Below are 22,089 nucleotides of genomic sequence, written 5' to 3' on the forward strand. Positions count from 1 at the left end.
TAAGTTTAATTTTTAATTATGTTTAATTTGGCAACATATATTTTACTTAAACCGTTTTTACTCTCTTTTATATAGTTTTTAAAGTCTAAAACTGTTTTAAAGTCTTGTGTTTTAATGTTTTTTCTTTTGCTAGTGAAGTATAATTTTTGATTTTCTTCATCGTAAAAAGGACAATACTCCATATATTTTGTGTTTATAGGAAGGCCTAAGTTTGTAGCTTTAGCCCAATTGTTATTTTTGTCTTTTTTAGAAATGTATAAATCGCCACTTCCTTGTCCGTCTACTGTGTTGTATTTTGTAAATAGTAAAAAGTCTTCATTTTTAGAGATAAAGGCATTAAACTCATAGCCATCACTATTAATGTTTTTGTTTAAAAGAACGGGTTCTTTGTATTTGCCTAGCTTCCATTCACAAAAATAAATATCATCTTTACCCAAGCCGTTTGGTGATGCCATTGTAAAGTATAAATTGTTATTGCTGCTTACGGTAGGGTAAAATTCATCTAGACTAGAGTTTACAGGTTTGCCCAAGTTTTTTGGTTTAGACCAACTATTGTTTATGGTGTCTTTATCTACATACCAAATATCAAAATCTTTTTTTTGAATACTAGAGTTATTTATTGGTCTGTCTGACACAAAAAATAGTCTGTTTTGGTCTGGAGTTAAAAATGGCTCTAAATACATAAACTCGTCACAAAAGGGTAGTAGTTCTGGTTCTAACCATTTATTGCCTTCTTTTTTTAGTGTGGCAATTTGTGAAATTTCTCCAGAAGGACTTTGTATGGTAAAATAGGCTTCATTACCGTTATTAGAAATGCAAAAATCACGTATGTTGTAAAACTGATCTAGTTTTTTGCTAAACGTAGTAATGTCATTTTCAGATTGGCCACTTAATAAGTTTGAAAATAAAATTAAAGCTAGTAACAGTAGTATTTGTTTCATAGTTTTTAAAATAAGGCAAAAAAAATCCGAAGCTCAGGAACGCGTGCAACAAAGCTTCGGAAATTTTAATACATAATGTACTGTTAACTTTTAAAAAACAGCGTTTTTTTAGTGTTATTTCTTATCTCCAAAATAAGATACACCGTCACCGCTCAAGAAATCTTCTCTAACAGGACTAAACGTGTCTATAAGCATACCTTCTTCTAGGCAAACAGCACTGTGCAGTAAGTTTGGTTCTATATAAACGCCATCTCCTGCTTCAACAATTTTCTTTTCACCGTCAATTGTAAACTCAAATTTACCTGATACGCAGTAGGTAGCTTGTGTATGAAAGTGTTGGTGTGGAGCTCCTAACGCACCTTTGTCAAACTTTACTTTTACCATCATAATTTGGTTGTCATAACCTAAAAATTTTCTGGAAACTCCTCCGCCAAGTTCTTCCCAATCCAATTCTTTTGTGATAATAAATTTTTTACTAAATCGTTCCATTTTTTTATACTTTTTAATGATTTTAGCAATATAATTTATTTTTAAATATAATTATTGGTAATACCTGGTTTTATTACATATTTGTATTAACTGCTATCTGTAATATTTTACAATATATGGCAGGGTAAGCAATGCCTATTTTATGTTAAATGTTTGTATTAATTATTAAGGAGTAAGCGCTTATGTTTACTTAAGGGTTTTGTTGGTATTAGTAGTATTACGAGAGTTATAAACATTAGGGTTGTGCTTCTCCATATAAAACTCAGGATTAGCTATTTCTGTAAATCCATATTTTTTGTAAAGCCATTCGGCCGTATTGGTTAACAAAATCCAGCGCCTTAATCCTTGAAGATTTGGGTGTTGCATGATTTCATTTATTAACCATTTACTTAATCCTTTTCCTCTGTATTCTTGTAAAATAAAAACATCTCCTAAATATGCAATGGTTGAAAAGTCTGAAATTATTCTGGCAAAACCAATTTGTTGGTTTTTGTAGTAAAGTCCAAAATTTAAAGAGTTTTTAATTGATGTTTTTAAAGTGTTTATTGGAATATCTTTTGCCCAATCTGTTTCGTTTGCAAGGAATTTGTGAATGCTTAAAATATCTAGTTTATCCTTGTTGGTAGAAATGGTGTAATCATCTCTATATGATTCTATAATTTTCATTTTGTTGCATACATTTTTTTACCAAGTTCCCATTGATTATGTGAAGCACTCTAGCCGATTTTATTAGGAACTGATTTTGGTGGTTCTTGATTTTATTTCATTGTTTATACACAATTTTATGCTATTATATTAATTAACTTTTATATGGTAGTGCATAAACCTTATTTTTCATTTAGTCCTTTATTAGCATTGGTTACAGGATTAAAGTTAATAATTTTCTGTTTAGCTCAGACCTTAGCAATTCCGAGTGGATTCTGACGTAGTCTCCCCAATTGTTAGGATGTCGTAATTGCGGTTATACATTGTTGTAAACAGTTATTTTTAACATCCGCAATACATTTCAATTTCAGTATTGTTTTCAGTTTCTCTAACTTCAAAGTAACATCCAGCACCATCGTCAGTCGGTCCAAATTTGGTTTTCTCCGAATTCCATCCGTGTTCTAAGTCCATTGACGAACTTTTAAAAATCAGTTCAACCCATTGAATAATACTTTTTTTGTCCGTTTTAGGTAAAGTCAGTTTAGTTGTTATTCCACCTGCTTCTCTGCACTGTTCTTCTGAGTAAACAATTCCGTGTTCAAATTTTTGTGTAAATGCACAAATACTGTAATCAGGATAATCATATTTTGTAACATCCAATTTTTTAGATTCCGTTTTGTAATTCCGATTTAGATACAAGTATGTCACGTCTTGCGAATAATTCTTTTTTTTCAATTCCGCGTTCAGTTCCGCAACATTTGGTTTTTTCAGCTCAAAATTCTGTCCGATACCAAAAAGTGGAATAATTAGAAATAATATTAATACGAATCTCGATTTCATAATTGTTTACAACTAGTTAGTAAACACAATTAATTGCGTTTATTCCGCCAATATGGCTGTGTAAACACATGTTTTGTGTATTTTTCTTACAATTTATAAATGTTTATTTATAGCAAAAAATATATTGTGTGGTTTTTTATTAGTACACTTTTTAAGTAGGGTTAATTTTGGGAGTAACTGGCTTGTAATTTTTATAAACTAGTTCAATAAATATGGCTACATCGCTATCAGCGTAGTATATTGGTTTCATTGGTTTTTGTATGCCATTTTTTTTAGGTGATAATTTTATTTGGCATAGTTTATAAATTTTAGTTATTATTTTATGGTAAATGTTGCTGTTAAACCTACACTAAAGTTACGGGGTAATTTGTGTACGCCAAAAATAGCTCTTGTGTGTTTCCCTTTTTCTTCTAATACATTTACAAATAGGTCTGATGCTCCGTTAGCTACAGTTGGAGAATCATCCCAATCTTGTCCTGACTGAAAATAGATATCAATATGATTTAGACCAATAATAGTATTAAACCCAATTTTATTATTTACTTGTGCCAATACATTTAATGCGCATATTTCCATTGCTTTATAGCCTTGTTCAGTAGAAATTTGGTCTCCTAAACGCCCTTGGTATAGGTATTTGTTGTTTGCTATAGGAAATTGTATTGCTATGTAGGCTATATTTCCTCTAATGTTTACTGATACATAGTTGCCACCTGGGGTAGATACTTCTGGTAGCTCAAGATTTAGCTTTTTTAGATTATCTAAGGGGTTCATTGTTTAAAATTTTTGTGTTTTGGTTTTTAGATAGTTATCTATGTAAAATTAGTTAATTTTAATTAGTGTAAAATTATGTTCTTACTTTATAATAGGCGTAACCATTGTGCTGCTATTTGGTTTACTACATTTTTATAAGTGTTTTTTTATTATTAAAATATAGTGTAGGTCTGTACCATTTTATGGCTTATTTGACATTATAGTTTATTGCATAAAAAAAGCCCTAAGCTTTACTTAGGGCAGTTGTTAATTGTATGGCTACAATTACTTATAATTAATATAATTATTTTTTAATACTAAAACTAAAGGTAGAGCCTTTGCCTAGTGTGGAGTTTACTTTTATAGTACCACCAGATTTTTCTACTATTTTTTTTACGGTAGCTAAACCAATACCATTACCACGCACGCCGTATTTGTCTTGGTTAGCGTTTACTTCAAAAATTTTAAAAATTTGTTCTTGTTTTTCTTCTGGTATACCTGGCCCATTATCTTTTACATAAAACTGATAATGGGTTTTTGTATCAGTTACACCTAACTCTATTTGTATGTGCTCTTTATTATTGTATTTAATAGCATTGGTAACTAAGTTTATTAATATTTGATCTAAGGCAGTTTCATTTATATACAAATCTGTAATAGTGTTGTGCATGCTAAAGGTTACATTTTTTTCAAAAGAAAATAATCCAAAAATGGTGTTTTTAACAGATTCTACCTTAACATCTACCTTATTTTTGCCTAAAATACTCTCACTTCTACTGTAATCTAATAAGCCTTCAATTAAGCCTTTCAATTTGTCTGATGAGTCTATAATCATCTTTAAAATTTGTTTTCCTTCATCATCTATTTTAGACTCATACATATCTAAAAACATACTTGTTAAACTAGATACATTGTTTAAAGGAGACTTTAAATCGTGAGCAGCAATAAAAGCAAAGCGTTCTAGGTCTAGGTTTTTTTCTTCTTGCTTTTGTAGTTCTTCTTCTAATCTTTTTTTGCTTTTTCTAAGGCTAAGTAAGTTCATTACTTGTTTAGATAATGCTTGTAAAGATTTTTGTTGATGCTCTGTAAGTGTATTTGGTTTTTGGTCTACAACACATAATGTGCCTAAAGGTAAACCGTCTTCTGTGGTAAAAGGTACGCCTGCATAAAACAGCACATTGGTTTCACCAGTAACCAAAGGGTTGTCATAAAAGCGCTCATCTTCACTGGTGTTTGGCACCATAAAAACTTGTCCGTTTTCATGTATTGCGTGCCCACAGAACGATATGTCTCTGTTCATTTCATCTACATCTATACCATAACTAGATTTAAACCACTGCCTATCTTTATCTATAAGTGTTATCATAGCCATTGGCATATTGCATATTTCTGCTGCAATAGCTGCAATGTTGTCGTAATCAGACTCTGGTAAGGAATCTAATATGGAGTAAGATTGTAGTTTGTCTAATCGTTCTCTTTCTTTAATATGCTCTTTTGGTGCTATCATGGGGCCGTAGCTTTTTTTACTTATTGTAGGTTGTAAAAAACACAAGAATGCATTTCACGGGACTTTCCACACACTTAAACGGTGTTTTAATGTGTTTATTGTGTGGTGGTTGTATGTATTAACCTTCTTTTTATTTTAGGTTTTTGTATTTGTTATATTGTGCAGTATTGCCTTGTTTTAAATAGAGTTTTAGTAATTTTCTAAGTGAACTTGCATTACCTTTTTTGTGGTTGTCTACAGCAGATTTCCAAATTTTTTCTGCATTTACTAAATCTCCTTTTTTATAATAAGCCTCACCAAGTAAGTTTTTGGTAAAGACAGAAGTAGAGTCTAGTTCTAGGTATTTTATAGCCTCATCATACCTTCTTAGTTTTAAATATGCATTACCAAGGTTGTAAATCACATCTAAATTACCTTTGTCTGCTAATGTTTTTGCGTATTTAATTGTGCCTTCATAGTCTTCATTACTAGCACATAAAGAAGCTAATATTTGAGCGGCAGACTCATTGCCTTGCTCAAAACTCATTTGATAGTATTTTTTTGCTTCACTAAGATTATGGTTGTTAACATACAGTAATGCTAATTTGTTCATAGATCTTGTGCTGCCATCCTCAATAGCCAATTTGTAGTGTTTTATGGCTTTTTCTGTGTCTCCGTTCTTTTTGTATTTGTCTGCTAAAGACTCGTTAGATGGCGAACAACTGTTTAGCAGAATCACAAATACAGAAATCTGTAGTAAGTTCTTCATTCTCATAGGTTAAAGTTCTTAGGTTTGTATATTTCTTATTTAATGCCCGTAATAGCGTTCAAAAATTACTTGCCAAATCTGGGGAAGATATGGTGGCTTAAAAAAGATTTTTAGTTTTATATCATTTGTAAATTTTTACTGGTTTTTAAAATTAATAATAGATTAAAGGTAAGTTATTTAGGGTACAAAAATAAGGTTATTCTTGCAAATCGTGAAAAAAGTTGTAATTAATTAACATATAAGGTTTTAGTAGTTGTTGCTAATTTTTTAGGTACGTTAGTTTTATAATTACATTTTGTAACCTAATATATGTATCTAAACTTTTAATTAGCACATAACTTTATGTATGTTTTTTTTTCTAAAAATGGATGGTTTAAACGGTAGGGAAGAAGTTTATATTTTGTTCTTGTATAATTTTTTAAAATTAATAACTGCTTGCTTTTGTGTGTTGCTTAGCTTTTTGTTTGATAAAAACCAGTATACACGCCTTGCAGTTAAAAAATCTCCATTGAGTAAAGGAGTTAGGTTGTTTGCTGTTTGGTTTGAGAAGTATTGCTTTTTTTCTAGCATATTTATTAAAGCATCTACTTCTTGGTAAGTTTGTAACGTTTTTGCATAACTGCTAATGCTTTCTAAATAAATGGGAGTTGCTTGTTTATTTGTTAATGTAATAGATTTTAAAGCAGCTATTTTTTGCTCAGAGTTTCCTATAATAAATAACTTTTTTATGTTTTTAAAATAGCCATTTTTTGTAGAGCTTTCAAAATAAGTAATTGTTGGTTTTACAATTGCTGGTGAGTTATTAATATGTTTAAAAATAGCATCTAAATACGCTTTTTTATATAGTTTTCTGTGGGTTAGTTCTTTTAAGGCCAAGGCGTAATACGTAGGCTTTTTGGTTTTTATGTAAGCTACTAATTGTTTGGTAGATGCAGTTTTGGAGGTTAACTGTTGTATGGTGTTAACTACATCTCCGTTTGCCCAATGCCATAGGGTAAAACAGGTAAGAGCAGCTCCTGGCACTGTATCTTTGGTGTCTAGTTCTAAAGCTGTGGCGCCAGATATTGCGTCTATATTAGTATTAAGTTCATTTTTTACGGTTAATATATCGCCTATAAAAACTTCTTTAAATGGCGAGTTTTTATTTAAAAGAATACGGTGTAGTTTTTTGTAGTCGTTAGCAGTAAACACATCTGCTTCGTATTTTTCTAGGGTAGCTAATTCTTCAAGCTCGTAACGTTGGTAATTACCTATGTCATCCCAATGTAAACGTACAGGAATTATTTTACACACATTTTCTAAACATATTACAGATTCTACATCCATAAAATACCCTGTAGTAAATCCGGCTTTATCTTTTACTTGGGTTAATACCGCTTTAATAGGCATTTTTTCTCCAGGATGATGAATAGTAACCTTATACTCTATGTTGTTAAGATTATTGTGATTCTCTTTTTGAAAAATAATTAAGAAGAAAATCACAATAAGTATATGTAGTTTATTTAGCATAATTATTTATAACAACGAATCTCAAATAGTTTTACATCATTAGCTCCGTAGGTTTCTGTTACTATTATTTTAATAGCTGTTACTTTGCTGCTGTTAAACTTAAATTTAATAAGCCTAGTTTGGTTATTGTCAATAGCTCCTAGGTCTTCCCATTTGCCATTTACCCTACCTTCTATTTTAATAGCTTTTACCATTTCTTTTGGTACACCATTAGTAAATAACTCATCATTTCTACTGTCTTTACGCATCATAATATTACGATTTACATTTGTGTCGCATTTTATCTCTACGGCAGATAATGCTGTAGGTGCATCCCACTCTAATTGTAATTCTGCAGGTAAGCCTTTGGACATCCAATGGTTAATTTTACCATTTATATCTCTAGAAATTCCGTTGGTAAGTAGTTTTGCATCGCCAGAAGAAGTTGTAGAAGCAAAAATTAAACTTGCTTTTTTAGCTAAGTCATTTGGATCGTTTGCAGGTCTTTTAGGAATATAAACATCGTCTCTTAACAATTGCTCTTGCAACTCATTTATGTATTTTTTACCAACTTCTCTTGGTGTAGTGTTTTTTTGATTGCAAATAGCTGCTGCTGTACCCACTGCTTGCCCCATTAATGCACAAGTTGCCATAATACGGCTAGATGATAGTGCAATGTGAGTTTGACTAACATTACGCCCAGCAAACATTAAGTTAGTGATGTTTTTAGAGTACAAGCTTCTAAACGGAAATTCATAAAGATTATGAAAATGATAATGAAAATGAGTTGGTGGCTCAGTAATATTGTCTATTCCTCCTGGAATATGCTCATCTATTGGCCAACCTCCAAAAGCAACAGCATCTGGGTAATGTTTGTACTCTGTTAAATCCTTTTCAGACACAATGTAGTCTCCTATAAAACGACGAGATTCTCTACGGCATGGCAATGAGCCAACCCAATCTAAGGCAAAGTTTTCTGCTTCCGGAAATTCACCAGAGTTTTTTATGTAATCCCATACGCCATGTAAATACCCCATTAAACGGTGTCTGTTTTCTTCATAATCGGCAATAATATCATCATCACTACCTAGTTCTATCCACCAAATTCCGTTTTGAAAACCAGCAATTTTACGTTTAGGATGTGCTATTTTATAATCGTATTTTATTGCGTAAAAAGGAGGAGTATATTTCATAGGTCTTCCCATATCTTTAGAAGACATAAGTAAGGTAGCTCCCATTTGCCAACCATCTGCTTTTTCTGGAGCAAATGTTTCGTTAAATTCGGATGCAGCTTCTCTGCCTGTTCTGTATTCTGCTCCTGCCGTTGCAGCTAACAAACCATCTCCAGAACAGTCTATAAAAATAGGTGCGTTTAGTGTGTACAGCATTTCTGTTGTAGATTGCCAACACAAGGCAGATTTAATTTTGGAGCCAGACATTACAGCTTCTATTGCTTGTGTGTTTAGCATTAGAGTTAGGTTTGGCTCACGCATAACATACTCGTACAAAACATGGTCAAAAACAGTATAGGCTTCTTGTTCGTTGCAAAACCTATTTAAAAGTAGCATTTCTTCAATAATACCTGTTTCTCTTTCTGCTTTTCCGTTTTTTAATCTGTTTACGCCATTTAAATGCACACGCATTTCACTAGATGCATTACCTCCTAAAACAGGTCTGTCTTGCACAAGTACAGTTTTAGAACCATTGCGTGCGGCAGCAACTGCGGCACTAATACCAGCTGCGCCTCCACCAATAACAACAACATCATAATCTGCTGTTTTTTTGCGGTTTGGTATACCTGTTTTACCACTTCCTAAATGATACCACTTGTCAGTATCTCTATTGTAAACAACATCTTCTGGGCCAGAGTGCGCCGTTGTAATCATAGGAATAACACTAGCTGCCACAGCAGCTTTAGTTCCTTTTTTAAAAAAATCTCTTCTTTCCATAATTCAGTATTTTGTACAATAAGTAGCTTGGTTTATTTTTTTGGTCTGTTTCCGTGCCATCCTTTAGTAAACTGTAGCATTAGTTTTTTTACCAATTTTGGATTAACATTAGCAATATTTGTGGTTTCTAACGGATCATTATCATGATCATATAATTCTATAAAAAGAGGTTGTTTCTGTGGGTTGTCTCTATCTTTCCATACAATAAATCGATGCTTTTTTGTGCGCATAGCATATCCCATAAGTGTGTTCTCAAATACATTTCTATTCCATTTGTCTTTTTGCTGATGAATTATTCTTGTTTCTACATTTTTAATAAGCAGGCCAAAAAAGGTTTCTTTCATTGCAGGCCTTAGTGGGTAAGCTCCCCATTCTCTTAGTGCAGGAGTGGGAAACTGGCTAAAAGCAGCAGATTTCCATTTTTGTCCAGGGTTATTTATTAGTGGTTTAAAACTATACCCTTCTACATAATTTGGCACTGGTATATTTGCGAAGTCGCATAGAGTAGGGTAAATATCTACAAGCTCTACCAATGCATTTGTTTTTTTACCTCTGCTTTTTTTGGGCATATTTGGAGCCCAAAATAGCATTGGAACTCTTGTGGCTATTTCATAATTAGTAGCTTTGCCCCAAATTCCCATATCTCCCAAATGGTATCCGTGATCACTCCAAATAATAATAATTGTATTGTCTCTTAATCCTTCTTTTTCTAACTCAGTTATTATTTTACCTATTTGGGCGTCTACATAACTTACGCAAGCTAAATATGCGTGCTTTAATTTAATAGCTTGCTCGCTACTAATTTCTTCTTTTTTTGGTATGCCACTTCTAGTTCGTAACTCAAAGGAAGCGTGCAAGCCCATTTCTGCACCTCCTTTTGGACCTTGTTTTTCTAATGCCAGTTTTATAGTATTAGGGTTGTATAGATCCCAATATTTTTTTGGAGATGTCCAGTTTAAATGTGGTTTGTTAAAGCCTAAACCAAGAAAAAATGGTTTGTTGTTGGTTGCCATTTCTTTAATTGTTGCAATGGCTAGTTCTGTGTTGTAACCATCTAAATATTCATTATCTGCTACATCTGCGTTTTCATAAGCCGTACCCATTGCCAAGCCGTATTTAGCTGCTTCACCATATTTGGCAATCATTTTAGCCCTTTGCTCTTTTCTATCTTTATTATTTTCTTCTAGTACAAAACCTCCAGGTCTTTTAATGTTTTTTACAAGCATACTATCTATTGCAGGTTTTCTGCTCCATGACAATTCATCATCTAAATCTTCATGATGAAAAATTTTACCACAATACACAGTTTCATAACCGTTATTTTTAAATTGCTGTGGTAGGGTTACTACATTTGGGTTTGCATCTCTAAACTTTATATAGTTGTGGTAAACACCACTAGTCTCTGGGCGTATGCCTGTAAGCACACTAGCTCTAGATGGTCCGCAAATTGCTTGTTGGCAATATGCATTATTAAATAACAGGCCTTCAGTTGCAAACTTGTCTAAATTTGGAGTAATAGCAATGTTAGATCCGTAACAACCCAATTCTGGTCTTAGGTCGTCTATGGCAATAAAAAGGATATTAGGTTTTTTTTGAGAATAACAGCTAATTGTTATCAAAATAAAACAGATTATCTTAATTAACTTTTTCATTCAAAATTGAGTTGGTGAGTCATCTCAAATCTAGACTAAACTCTTATAAAAGCAGTAATATATCACCTTACAAAAACTTAACATTGCTATTTTTTCGTGTTTTTTTACTTAACTTTAAAGTAATTTAAATTTTAAATAAAATGATATTAAGTGTATGATTTTCAATGTATTAAATTGTATAAAGTTATTTGTTTTTCTTACGTATTTACTTAATGCTTTGTTCTTTAGCACCTTACAAGCCCAACAGTTTAAGGCCTTTAAAAATAGACCTGTTATTACAGAACAATATTTAGTCACTAGTTTAAAAGAAGCTAAAAATGAATATGCTATTGCATTAAAAAAGAACGACTCATCTGCAGTAATTGAGAGTTTACTTAATTTGTGTTATTTAGAGCGAATTAATTTGAATTATAGCGATGCTTTTATGCACGGAGGAGACGCTTTGTTTAGAGCAGAGGAATTAAAAGACACACTTTTAATGGCTAGAGCAAATGAAGAAATTGGGTATTTAAATTATTTGTTTAAGCAAGATGATTTGGCTGGTGTAAATTTTAAAAAGGCCTATACCTATTTTAAGATTTCTTTTGATGAAAAAAAAATACCTGCAAAGGATATGTATAGCGCAAATTACAATTTAGCCTTGTACTACCAACGGACATCTAATACTGTAATGCTAAAAAAATACATTGCCAATTGTGCTGCTATTGCCCAAAGAGAAAAAATGGACCCCATTTACAAAGCTTATTTAGACGAAAAAAAAGCATCTATATTAGAAAAGAGTAGCAATTTAAATGAAGCATCTAAACTATTAACTAGTTCTATTAAAGCTATTAACAAAAAGTCGTCACTAATACATAATAGTTTTTTAATTGTACTTTACTCAAGGTTAGGAGGAATATACAGAAAGCAGAAAAAAACAGAACTTGCAAAGCAGAATTATGAAAAAGCCTTGACTATAAGAGATGTTGAGGGCGAATTAACTTTTTATAGAAGTTATGTGTACTCTAGGTATGCAGGTGTTTTGTACAAACTAAAAGACTATAAAAGCTCTTACCAGAATTCGCGTATTGCTAATGAAATTAATGACACATACCTTAACCCAAGAAATGATAGTAACCAAGGTTTTTTAACCATACATAGCCATTATAGTGAGCAACTAAATGCAAAAAATGAATTGTTAAACAATCAGAAATTAGAGTTGGCTAGCCAAACACAAGAAATATTACGATTTAGAATACTATTTTTTGTAATAGTGTTTTTACTAATAATAGCAGCATTGGTAATTAGATTTAGGTTACGCTTTTTAAAACACCAAAAAAAGCAGCAAGACTCTAATGAGCAAATTGCAATTAAAAATAGTGAGTTAATGATTAATACACTACAATTAATAGAGCGCGAAAAAGTAATAAAAGAACTAAGTGATTATATAGAAAAAGAAAATACATCTAACAAAACACCAGCAATTTTAAAGTTAATAAGAAAACGTTCTGTTACATTATGGGAAGCCTTTAATAATAGGTTTTTAGCTCTTAATGAAGGTTTTTATGAGCGTTTAAAACAAAAAGTTCCGGATTTAAGTTCTGCAGATTTAAAAGTGTGTGCCTTAATTAAGTTAAATTTTAGCGGAAAAGAAATGGCTTATTTACTTGGTATTTCTTTAGGTAGTGTACACGTAGCAAGGCATAGGCTACGTAAAAAAATGAAGATAGACAGGGATGTAAATTTGGTTAATTATATAAACTCTATTTAATGGAGCCATAAAATAAAAGAGCCTTACATAAGTAAGGCTCTTTAGTGTTTACAAATAAACTAACTCAAACAATTGAGAACTAAACTAATTTTATTGTTAATAACCAAAGTTTTGTACCATTGTTGGTGCTTTTTCTACTTCGGATGCAGGTATAGGTAGGTAGTAGTGCTGTGCCATCCATGGTCTTTGTACTACAGTTACTTCTTCACTAGTTTCTGTACCATCTGCTGCTTTAGTCCATGAAAGTCCTTTAACATCAAAGCCTAAATGATCTTCATTCATCCATCTTCTTTCATCAAAAAAGTTGTGACCTTCAAAACAAAGTTCTATACGTCTTTCTCTTTTAATAGCCTCTAATAAATCTGTTCCAGATGCAGTAATATTTGGCTGTAATGCTCTACTAGACACTTTGTTTAAAAATGTAGTAGCCGTTGCTTCATCACCTAAATGGTATTGGGCTTCTGCATAGTTTAAGTAGATTTCTGCTAGCCTGTATAAAATATAAGGACGTTCTGGAGATATACCAGTTAAACCATCTACCATACCTTCTTCATTTAATGAGCCAACTGTTTCATCTTGAAATTTTCTGATATTATACCCGGTTTTAGAAGAATGTTGTTGGTTTCCTAGTCCTTCAGGAGAATCTAAACCGTGTGGGTTTGCATTGGTGTCATCAGATAAAAAATACTGTACTTTACGACCTCTAAATTCTGCGCCATTAAAATTTAAATCTGCATAATATCTCATTTCTCTACCATCATTAGGGTTTGCAGGATCAAAGCTAGCATCGCTGGTAGTTGTGCCATCTGCCATATTAAATTGTAAGGCAAAATTGTGTGTTGGTGCAGCTAATGCCCAACCGCTGTAACCACTAGGAGTCATTGCTTGGTCTGGTAAAGAGTTTGCGTCCGTACCAAAATCATAGTATAAAGCACTGTAAGGTCTTGCAAAGAGAATATCATTGTTAGGAGATAAAAATAAATTTTGATATTCTTCTGCGTCTGCAACTGCAATTAAATCTCTTGCACCAACTAAGTCTATTATTGCCTTAGCTGCATCTGCCGCATCTTGCCATTTATTAGGTTTAGTATAGGTATAAAGTGGATCATTGCTTGGAGCAAAGGCAGGATCATGTAATTTACTTGCTGCATACAATAAGGTTCTAGATTTTACAGCTAAAGCAGCTAATTTAGTTGCTCTACCAAATTCGCTACCAGGTCTTGTTTCTGGTAAAACAGCGGCAGCGGCATCTAACTCTTTAACAATAAAATCTACACACTCTTCATAGCTATTGCGTACCAATGCAAAATCGTCATCTATACCAAGAGCATTTTCTAAAATAGGAACACCGCCATAAAAACGAATTAATTTACTGTAGATATTAGCGCGTAAAAAACGCATTTCTGCTTTTAAAACAGCTACTTTTTCTGGGTTGGTTTTCATTGCGGGACTATCATCTACCTTGTCTAAAAACTCATTAGCTAAACGCACATAATCCCAGTAGTTGTCCCATTTTCCGTTTAACATACCAACAGTACCTGGTGTCATACCTGCTCTAAGTCTAAATTGGTCTAATAATTTAAAGTTAAAAATAGCCTCGTAAGAACCTACTTCTAAATTAAACCTACGTCCCCACCATTGTCTTTTGTTAACGCCCCAACTCTCTGTACTGTTGTACACTGTATACACAAGCCTCTCTAATTGTTCTGGGTCGTTATATATTAAGTCTTCTGCAAAGGCGTCTGTAGCCTCTACATCTAATACATCATTACAACTAGACAAACTAAACAAGCCAATTGCTATAAATGCATATATTAATTTTAAATTTTTCATATCTGTATTTTTTTAAATTAGAAACTAAAGTTTACACCTAGTGTATATGTTTTTAAAGATGGGTAAGTACTACCTCTAAAGTTGTTGTATCCTGCTGCTTCTGGATCTAGGCCTAGCTTGTATACATCAGAAAACATTGTAAATAAGTTAAGTCCTCTTGCAAATATTTTTATATCACAAAACTCAATTTTATCTTTTGGAATAGTATAACCAACTTCTATTTCTTTTAGTCTTAAAAAGGATGCATCTCTAAGCCAAAAATCTGCTCCTTGAAAGTTTTCTGGATTACCACTTTGGTTTCCGCTAAATTTATCGTCTTGTCCAAAAGCTCTTGGGTATCTGGCATCTCTGTTTGTAGGTGTCCATCTTTGGTTAAACACATATTCTGGTTTTGCACCAGCCTGATCAAAAAACACTAACATTTTAGCCTCTGCTTGTCCTTGAAAAAGGAAACTCATATCTACATTTTTGTATTTAAATCCTCCGTAAACACCATATTGAATTTGTGGTATGTTAGAGCTGTAATCTCTAACTCTGTCATTAGCATCTATTTTACCGTTACCATCTGTATCTAAATAAATTGGTTCTCCTTCTATAGTACCATTAAGTTTAACATCTGTAGCATCTACTTGTGCTTGATCTCTAAAAATACCTGCAGTTGGGTAAGTTATGTAAGAGTCTATAGAGTATCCTTCTCTTTTGCGCCATTCTGGTACATCATTAGCTTCTGCCAAAAACACAACTTCATTTTTAGCTTTTGTAACGTTACCACCAATGTTATAGCTAAAATTATCGTTTACTTGCTGGTTCCAGCCTAATTCTAATTCCCATCCAAAGTTATCTACTTTACCAATGTTTTCTGCTGGTAATGTTAAACCAGCTGCATCTGGTATAGCAGCTGCTCTTGTAACCAATATGTCTTCTCTGTTTTGGTAGAAGTAGTTAAAGTCTCCTGTAAGTTTACTATCAAACATAGAGAAAGCAATACCTATGTTTTTCATATAAGCAGTTTCCCATGTAATATTTGGGTTAGGCACATTATCTGGCGTATAACCGTTGTAACTAACACCTGGTGTGCCAAAAATATAGTAGTTAGGGTTTGCAACATTTGTTGCTCCGCCATAGTTAAAACGAGTTAGGTATTGAAAAGCTCCAATACGGTCGTTACCCATTTTAGCCCAAGAACCTCTTAGTCTTAAATCAGATAACCAGTCTGCATTGTCTAAAAAAGATTCTTTATTAATTGCCCATGATGCGGCAACACCTGGGAAGGTACCGTATCTTTTTCCAGGGCCAAAGTTACTAGAGCCATCATGACGAATTGTAAAGTCTACAAAATATTTCTTTTTATAATCGTAAGAGAAAGATCCAAAGTAGTTAACTCTTCCCCATTCTTGAGATGTACCAAAAGATTGCTGACCATCATCACTACCGGCAAATAACTCTGTGTGTTCTTTAGTTGGAAATCCTTGGCGCTGTGCCCAAAATTGCCTTTGCTCTGACTGTGCTTGCTCATAACCAACAAATGTGTTAATTGAGTGATTTTCACCTATTTTTTTATTGTAGTATAAAGTTGCATTTGCTTGTACTTCATCAAACTTCCAGAAACTTTCTCTAAGTATTCTTTCACCACCTCTTTGAGATTTACCTGTGGTTGGTACATACTCTCCTGTAGCCTCCTGAAAAGAATAAACCGTCCATGGTGTATACCATGATTTTTGATCGTTATTTTGTCTACGTACACCAACAAAAGTTTTAAACGTTAAACCAGGAGTAATAGATTTTAAATCCCAATCTAAAGAAAAACGTCCTCTTAATGTATTGTCTATTCTTTTAACAAAGCCAGATTCGTTGCTAGACATAACGTATGGGTTAGCACCATTTTCTCCTCCCCAACCTGGTAATCCGTTAGGGTAAATGCCAACTTCTGTAGGTTCATTAGTGTAAATGTGCTTATATATAAAATTATCATCTACACCTGGCTCTTGGGTGTTTCCAAATCTTCCAGAAAGGTCTACACCTAATTTTATATTGTTTGTTAATTTAATATCTAAGTTAGAACGAACTTGGTTTTGCCTAAATCTTAAGTCACCAGACTTAAATAAACCAACTTGCTTTATAAAGTCTCCACTAACAAAATATTTGACATCTTCACTACCACCAGAAATAGAGATTGAGTTTCTAGATTCTGGAGATGTTTTAGCAAAAGTTAAATCGCTCCAATCTGTGCTAGGAAAATTTATAGGATCTGTACCAGATGCGTAATTATTTATTTGCTCTTGGGTAAAACGAGGAGCTTGCCCTAATCTATCATTAATTTCATTCTCGTAAATTGCATATTGCTCAGACGACATAAGGTCTGGTTGTACAGAAAAAGATGATAAGTTATAGGATGATGAAATATTAATTTTTGGCTTGCCAGATTTACCTCTTTTTGTTGTAACTAAAATTACACCATTTGCCGCTCTAGCTCCATAAATTGCCGCAGCACCATCTTTTAAGATAGTAATAGACGCTATATCTTGTGGAGATAATTGAGAAAAAGTTCCTGTTACAACACCATCTATTAATATTAAAGGCGAGTTGTTATTTAAAGTAGATTTACCTCTTATTAATAAAGATACGTCTCCTGTAGAACCAGGATACCCACCTCTATCATTTACAATTAAACCAGAAACTTTACCAGCTAAAGACTTAGCCAAATCTTTGTTTGAAGTTTTTTCTAGTTCCTCGCTTTTTATAGCACTCACAGAACCAGTAACTTCTCCTTTTTTACGAGTAGTATATCCTAAAACAACAACTTCTTCTAGATTTTCTGCATCTGTTGCCAGTGTTACATTAATGGTAGTTTGGCTACCTACTGTTATTTCTTGTGCTTTGTAACCTATATAAGTAAATATTAAAACAGGATTATCTCCTTCTACAGTAATGCTATAATTACCATCAAAATCTGTAGTGGTACCATTTGTTGTTCCTTTAACAACAATACTAACACCTAGCATTGGGCCTAATTCATCTGTAACTGTACCTGTTATGGTTTTTTGTTGTTGTGGTATAGTTGTATTAGTTGCAGCGGTAGCATTTAAAGGTATGGTTAATAAACTAAATAGTATTAGTTGCGTTAAAAGCAATTTGTTAGATAGGAGAAAATATTTTCCTATTTTTTTGATTTTTGGTTTTTTCATAATTCTGAGTTGTTACGTTAGGAGTTTTTTAGTTACATAGTGTTTTTGCTATTTGCTTATTTATATAAGTATAGCTTTAGTAGTTTTAGTTTTTTTAGACATGAAGCAGTACATTGTTTTTAACGTTATTTCAAACAATAATAATGAGCATATCATAAAAATTAGTTTCATAATTCAAAAGAAGTGTAAAAAACAGGGTGTCTATTTATCAATTTTACCTTTCGATAACATTATTTTAACCTTTTTAATTAAAAAGGGGCTATTTTAGGGTAAAGAGGAGTATTTTGGGGTAGGTAACCACTATAATTAATTTTTAGAGCGTTAATTGTTTCGTTTACAGCACCTAACAGTAAGCATAAAAAACTCCTTAGTTGTATAAGGAGCTGGTGTTAAAATATATGTTTGTATTTATTTGGGTACTGCAAAAGTATTATTAAAAGTTGCCATTGTACTGTCTTTCCACATTTCTTGCAAATAGGTGGGGTCAAACCACAGTGGTTCTGTGTGGCTTTTACTCCATTGTTCAGCATCGTTTACAAGCTCTTTTATTATATCTGGATGTGCTGCGCTTAAATCGTTTTTTTCACTTATATCTTCCGTAATTTTAAAAAGTTTCCAAGGTTGTCTATTAACTTTTAGGGCTTTCCATTCGTCTCTTCTGGCAGATACATCTGTGTAACCTTCTCTGTGTCGCATTGCAAATAATGTTTCTTTTTTATGAGGGTTTTTATTTGCTACTATAGATTCCCATGCATTTTTACCATTCAAAATTTTATCATTAGGAACCTTTGCTTTTCCTAAATGGGCTAACGTAGGGTAAAGGTCTAAGCTTGTAATAGGAAAACTGTATTTTTCTCCTTTTGCAATATTTTTTGGCCAATACATAAACATAGGAACGCGGTAACCACCTTCCCAAGTATCTCCTTTTCTTCCATGTAATGGAAAATTGGTTGCTCCGTGGTCTGTATTTCCGCCGTTATCACTTAAAAATATAATTAATGTATTCTCTAATTGATGCGTTTCTTTTAAGGTGTTTACAATAGTGCCAACTCCTCTATCTACAGCATAAACCATAGCGGCATAAGTTCTTCTATCTTTATCTTTGATGGCTGAAAATTCTTCTAAATCTTCTTCTTTTGCTTCAAGTGGTACATGCGGTGCATTGTAAGCCAAGTATAAAAAGAAGGGTTTGTTTTTAGTTGATGCTTCTTTTATAAACCTAGATGCTTCTCTAGAGAAAGCATCAGTTAAATATTCTGTTTCTTTAACTTCTTTACCATTATGTTCTAGCGGAAGTATGTAATCTCTAATTATTTTTTTCTTAGCTTTTTTTTGTTTTTGGTACTGTGCTTGGTATTGCTCAGGAAAATAATTGTGACCACCACCTAAAAAACCATAAAAGTCTGTAAAACCTCTTTGGTTGGGATGAAACTCTTCTGTGGCGCCTAAATGCCATTTTCCAATAGCTCCTGTGTAATAGCCAGACTCTTGTAATGTTTTAGCTATAAATTGCTCTTTGGTGTCAATTCCTTTGCCTAAAGATTCTCCGTTAGCAGGTAAGTTAAACTGAGAGCCTATTGTATGTGGATACCTGCCCGTTAATAATGCTGCTCTACTTGGTCCGCAAAACGGATGTGCTACGTAAGCCGATGTAAATATGGTTCCTGCACTTGCTAGTCTGTCTAGTTCTGGTGTTTTAATATCTGTGCTGCCATTAAAACCAACATCAGAATACCCTAAATCATCACAAAGAACCAATAAAATATTAGGTTGTTCTGTTTCAGTTTTAACGTCTGTTGTTGTTTGTGCTATATTTTTTGGTTTGTTGGTGCAGCTTAATGCAGTTAGTAAAACTGCTAATACAAGTGTCTTTGAGTGTTTATTAAAAATCATACTCTTAATACTTAGTTAAGTTGTGCTAAATTGCCTTTCCAGCCTTTGTTAAATTGTACAAGTAGCTTTTCTACAATTTCAGGATTTTCTTTAGCTATATTAATTGTTTCGTTAGGGTCGTTTAAATGGTTGTATAGTTCTATAAAAATAGGTTTTGCGTTTTTGGCTTTATAATCTTTCCAAACAATAAATCTATATTCTTTTGTACGCATAGAGTAGCCCATTAATTTATTTTCAAACAAATCTCTATTCCATTTATCTCCTTGTTGTTTTTTTATCTTTTCTTCAACTTCTTTAATTAAAGGGCCAAACGAAGTTTCTTTCATCCCTTTAGATAATGGGTTAGCTGCCCATTCTCTTAATGCAGGTGTGGGAAACTGACTAAAAACAGCTTTTTTCCAATCTAAATTTGGGTTACTTAATAGTGGTTTAAAACTTTGTCCTTCTACTGTGTTAGGAATAGGAACATTAACCAAGTCACATAATGTTGGGTACATATCTACCAACTCTACTAGTGCATTTGTTTTTTTGCCTTTTATTTCTTTTGGCATATTTGGAGTGTTAATTAGTAAAGGCACTCTTGTTGCAATTTCATAGTTTGTTGCTTTGCCCCAAATGCCCATATCACCAAGGTGCCAGCCGTGGTCACTCCATAATATAACTATGGTGTTGTCTCTTTGTCCAGATTCCTCTAGGGCTTTTAACATACGTCCTATTTGTGCATCTATATAACTTACACAGGCTAAATATGCGTGTTTTAATTTTATAGCTTGTTCATCTGTAATATCTCCTTTTTTAGGAATGTCTGCTCTAGCTCTTAACTCAAAAGAAGCGTGTAGCCCCATTACAGCTCCGTTTTTTGGACCTTGCTTTTGTTGAGCCAATTTTATATCATCTTCGTTATACATATCCCAGTACTTTTTAGGAGCTAACCAGTCTAAGTGTGGTTTTTTCATTCCTAATCCTAAAAAAAATGGTTTGTTAGGGTTTTTGTTAAGCATATCTTTTAAAGTTGCTATAGCAAGATCTGTGTTATAACCATCTTCATATTCATTATCAGGATAATCTGCAAACTCATAAGCCGGACCTTTACCTAGTCCATTACGTAATGCATTTTCTCCGTACTTGGCTACCATAGCAGCGCTATTTTCTTTATGCAATTTTATGTTTTCTGGTAATTTAAAGCCAAATTTAGGCTTTTTACTAGCGCTCATTTGGCTATGTGGTACTGGCTTTCTGCTCCATGATAACTTAGGGTCGTTATATTTGCCGTGGTAAATTTTGCCTGTGTGTACGGTTTCATATCCGTTTGCCCATAATTGCTGAGGTAGAGTTATAATATCTGGGTTAGCATCTCTAAAATAGGTAAAGTTTTCTACTACGCTTATGCTTTCTGGTCTGGCTCCTGTCATTAAACTAGCTCTAGACGGACTGCATATAGCTTCTTGGCAGTATGCATTGTTAAACTGTAGACCATTTTTAGCCAATGCATCTATATTTGGTGTAATGGCAATGTCAGAACCATAGGTGCCAAGTTCTGGGCGTAAATCATCTACAGCAATAAATAAAATATTTGGCTTTTTTTTGATTTCTTTTTTTGTCTCTTTTTGTGATTGGCAACTACTTATAAATAAAAGTAGTAGTAATAATTGCACGTATCTCATTTATGTATTTCAAAAAAGTTAATATTAAGAACTATCAAAATAACCTAAAAGAAGCAATAAAATATTGGTTTCGTTTATCCGTGCCTTGCACTATTTTACCTTATTTGTAATTAGTATTACTATTTTTACTCTAACTGTTGGCTTATTAATAACCTGATGGTTAATTTAAACTTTATCTTAATTACTGCTTTATTGGTAAAATAAAGTGTTAATAGGTTAATTATAGCGGTTTGTTGTACTTATTTTTGTGTAAATTTAAAACTTAGACATCTTTACAAAACTAAATATTAAGATTTATGACCAAGCTAAAAATTAATGGAGAAACACATACGATAGATGTAGATCCGGATATGCCTTTGTTATGGGCAATAAGAGACATTATAGGTTTTACTGGAACTAAATTTGGTTGTGGCAAAGGTTTTTGTGGTGCTTGTATGGTTTTAATGAATGGTAATGCAGTAAATTCTTGTCAGTTGCCTGTTTCTGCAGTAGGAGATAACGAGTTGATTACCGTTGAGGGACAGACAGAAAATCTTCAGTTGTTACAAAAATCTTGGGCAGAGCATAATGTTCCGCAATGTGGTTTTTGTCAGTCTGGACAATTAATAACAGCAACTGCATTGCTAAACGGTAATAGCAACCCTTCTGATGAGGATATAAATAATGCTATGGTGCGTAATATTTGCCGCTGTGGTACATATCCGCGTATAAAAAAGGCTATAAACCATTCTGTAGAATTAAAAAACAAAGGCTAG

Annotated in this window: 16 protein-coding genes; 2 read left to right on the forward strand and 14 right to left on the reverse strand. The window is 33.0% G+C overall.

The annotated features are described in order from the left end of the window. Window positions 1-5 precede the first annotated feature (5 nt). From PBN93_RS08820 to PBN93_RS08865, 10 genes are all read right to left on the reverse strand, one after another. Complete coding sequence (locus tag PBN93_RS08820) at window positions 6-941, reverse strand: TolB-like translocation protein (RefSeq protein WP_271080466.1); 936 nt, start codon at window positions 939-941, stop codon at window positions 6-8. Window positions 942-1,055: 114 nt separating this feature from the next. Further along, entirely contained in the window at window positions 1,056-1,430 is a 375-nt protein-coding gene (locus PBN93_RS08825; RefSeq protein WP_271080467.1) for a cupin domain-containing protein, read from the reverse strand. A gap of 186 nt (window positions 1,431-1,616) precedes the next feature. Then, window positions 1,617-2,096, reverse strand: a complete 480-nt coding sequence (locus PBN93_RS08830; RefSeq protein WP_271080468.1) for a GNAT family N-acetyltransferase — start codon at window positions 2,094-2,096, stop codon at window positions 1,617-1,619. A gap of 321 nt (window positions 2,097-2,417) precedes the next feature. Continuing rightward, on the reverse strand, window positions 2,418-2,915 hold the full coding sequence (locus PBN93_RS08835; protein ID WP_271080469.1) for a hypothetical protein: 498 nt from the start codon (window positions 2,913-2,915) through the stop codon (window positions 2,418-2,420). Window positions 2,916-3,230: 315 nt separating this feature from the next. After that, the gene (locus PBN93_RS08840) at window positions 3,231-3,686 is read right to left on the reverse strand and encodes a RidA family protein (protein WP_271080470.1); all 456 of its coding nucleotides are present in this window, start codon (window positions 3,684-3,686) and stop codon (window positions 3,231-3,233) included. A gap of 283 nt (window positions 3,687-3,969) precedes the next feature. Next, the gene (locus PBN93_RS08845; protein WP_271080471.1) at window positions 3,970-5,172 is read right to left on the reverse strand and encodes a GAF domain-containing sensor histidine kinase; all 1,203 of its coding nucleotides are present in this window, start codon (window positions 5,170-5,172) and stop codon (window positions 3,970-3,972) included. A gap of 130 nt (window positions 5,173-5,302) precedes the next feature. After that, complete coding sequence (locus PBN93_RS08850) at window positions 5,303-5,920, reverse strand: tetratricopeptide repeat protein (protein ID WP_171974477.1); 618 nt, start codon at window positions 5,918-5,920, stop codon at window positions 5,303-5,305. A 393-nt stretch (window positions 5,921-6,313) separates the two neighbouring features. Then, window positions 6,314-7,429, reverse strand: a complete 1,116-nt coding sequence (locus PBN93_RS08855; RefSeq protein WP_271080472.1) for a hypothetical protein — start codon at window positions 7,427-7,429, stop codon at window positions 6,314-6,316. A gap of 2 nt (window positions 7,430-7,431) precedes the next feature. Beyond that, entirely contained in the window at window positions 7,432-9,357 is a 1,926-nt protein-coding gene (locus PBN93_RS08860) for an FAD-dependent oxidoreductase (protein ID WP_077401615.1), read from the reverse strand. A 32-nt stretch (window positions 9,358-9,389) separates the two neighbouring features. Beyond that, complete coding sequence (locus tag PBN93_RS08865) at window positions 9,390-10,976, reverse strand: sulfatase (protein WP_333780765.1); 1,587 nt, start codon at window positions 10,974-10,976, stop codon at window positions 9,390-9,392. A gap of 187 nt (window positions 10,977-11,163) precedes the next feature. Here PBN93_RS08865 and PBN93_RS08870 point away from each other — a divergent pair, with 187 nt between their 5' ends. Next, a complete protein-coding gene (locus PBN93_RS08870) occupies window positions 11,164-12,759 on the forward strand; it encodes a helix-turn-helix transcriptional regulator (protein ID WP_271080474.1) in 1,596 nt (531 codons plus the stop codon). A gap of 96 nt (window positions 12,760-12,855) precedes the next feature. On the opposite strand, the gene PBN93_RS08875 is transcribed toward PBN93_RS08870, so the two are convergent. From PBN93_RS08875 to PBN93_RS08890, 4 genes are all read right to left on the reverse strand, one after another. Beyond that, entirely contained in the window at window positions 12,856-14,592 is a 1,737-nt protein-coding gene (locus PBN93_RS08875; protein WP_077401624.1) for a RagB/SusD family nutrient uptake outer membrane protein, read from the reverse strand. Between the two features lie 17 nt (window positions 14,593-14,609). After that, window positions 14,610-17,777 (reverse strand): SusC/RagA family TonB-linked outer membrane protein, encoded by a 3,168-nt coding sequence (locus PBN93_RS08880; protein WP_271080475.1) that lies wholly within the window; start codon window positions 17,775-17,777, stop codon window positions 14,610-14,612. Between the two features lie 408 nt (window positions 17,778-18,185). Next, entirely contained in the window at window positions 18,186-19,670 is a 1,485-nt protein-coding gene (locus tag PBN93_RS08885) for a sulfatase family protein (protein ID WP_271080476.1), read from the reverse strand. An 11-nt stretch (window positions 19,671-19,681) separates the two neighbouring features. After that, window positions 19,682-21,334 (reverse strand): sulfatase, encoded by a 1,653-nt coding sequence (locus tag PBN93_RS08890; protein ID WP_271080477.1) that lies wholly within the window; start codon window positions 21,332-21,334, stop codon window positions 19,682-19,684. Between the two features lie 296 nt (window positions 21,335-21,630). Here PBN93_RS08890 and PBN93_RS08895 point away from each other — a divergent pair, with 296 nt between their 5' ends. After that, complete coding sequence (locus PBN93_RS08895) at window positions 21,631-22,089, forward strand: (2Fe-2S)-binding protein (protein ID WP_077401635.1); 459 nt, start codon at window positions 21,631-21,633, stop codon at window positions 22,087-22,089.

Origin of the sequence: Cellulophaga omnivescoria, from assembly GCF_027915275.1 — a bacterium.
In the GTDB taxonomy this organism is placed as follows: Bacteria; Bacteroidota; Bacteroidia; order Flavobacteriales; family Flavobacteriaceae; genus Cellulophaga; species Cellulophaga omnivescoria.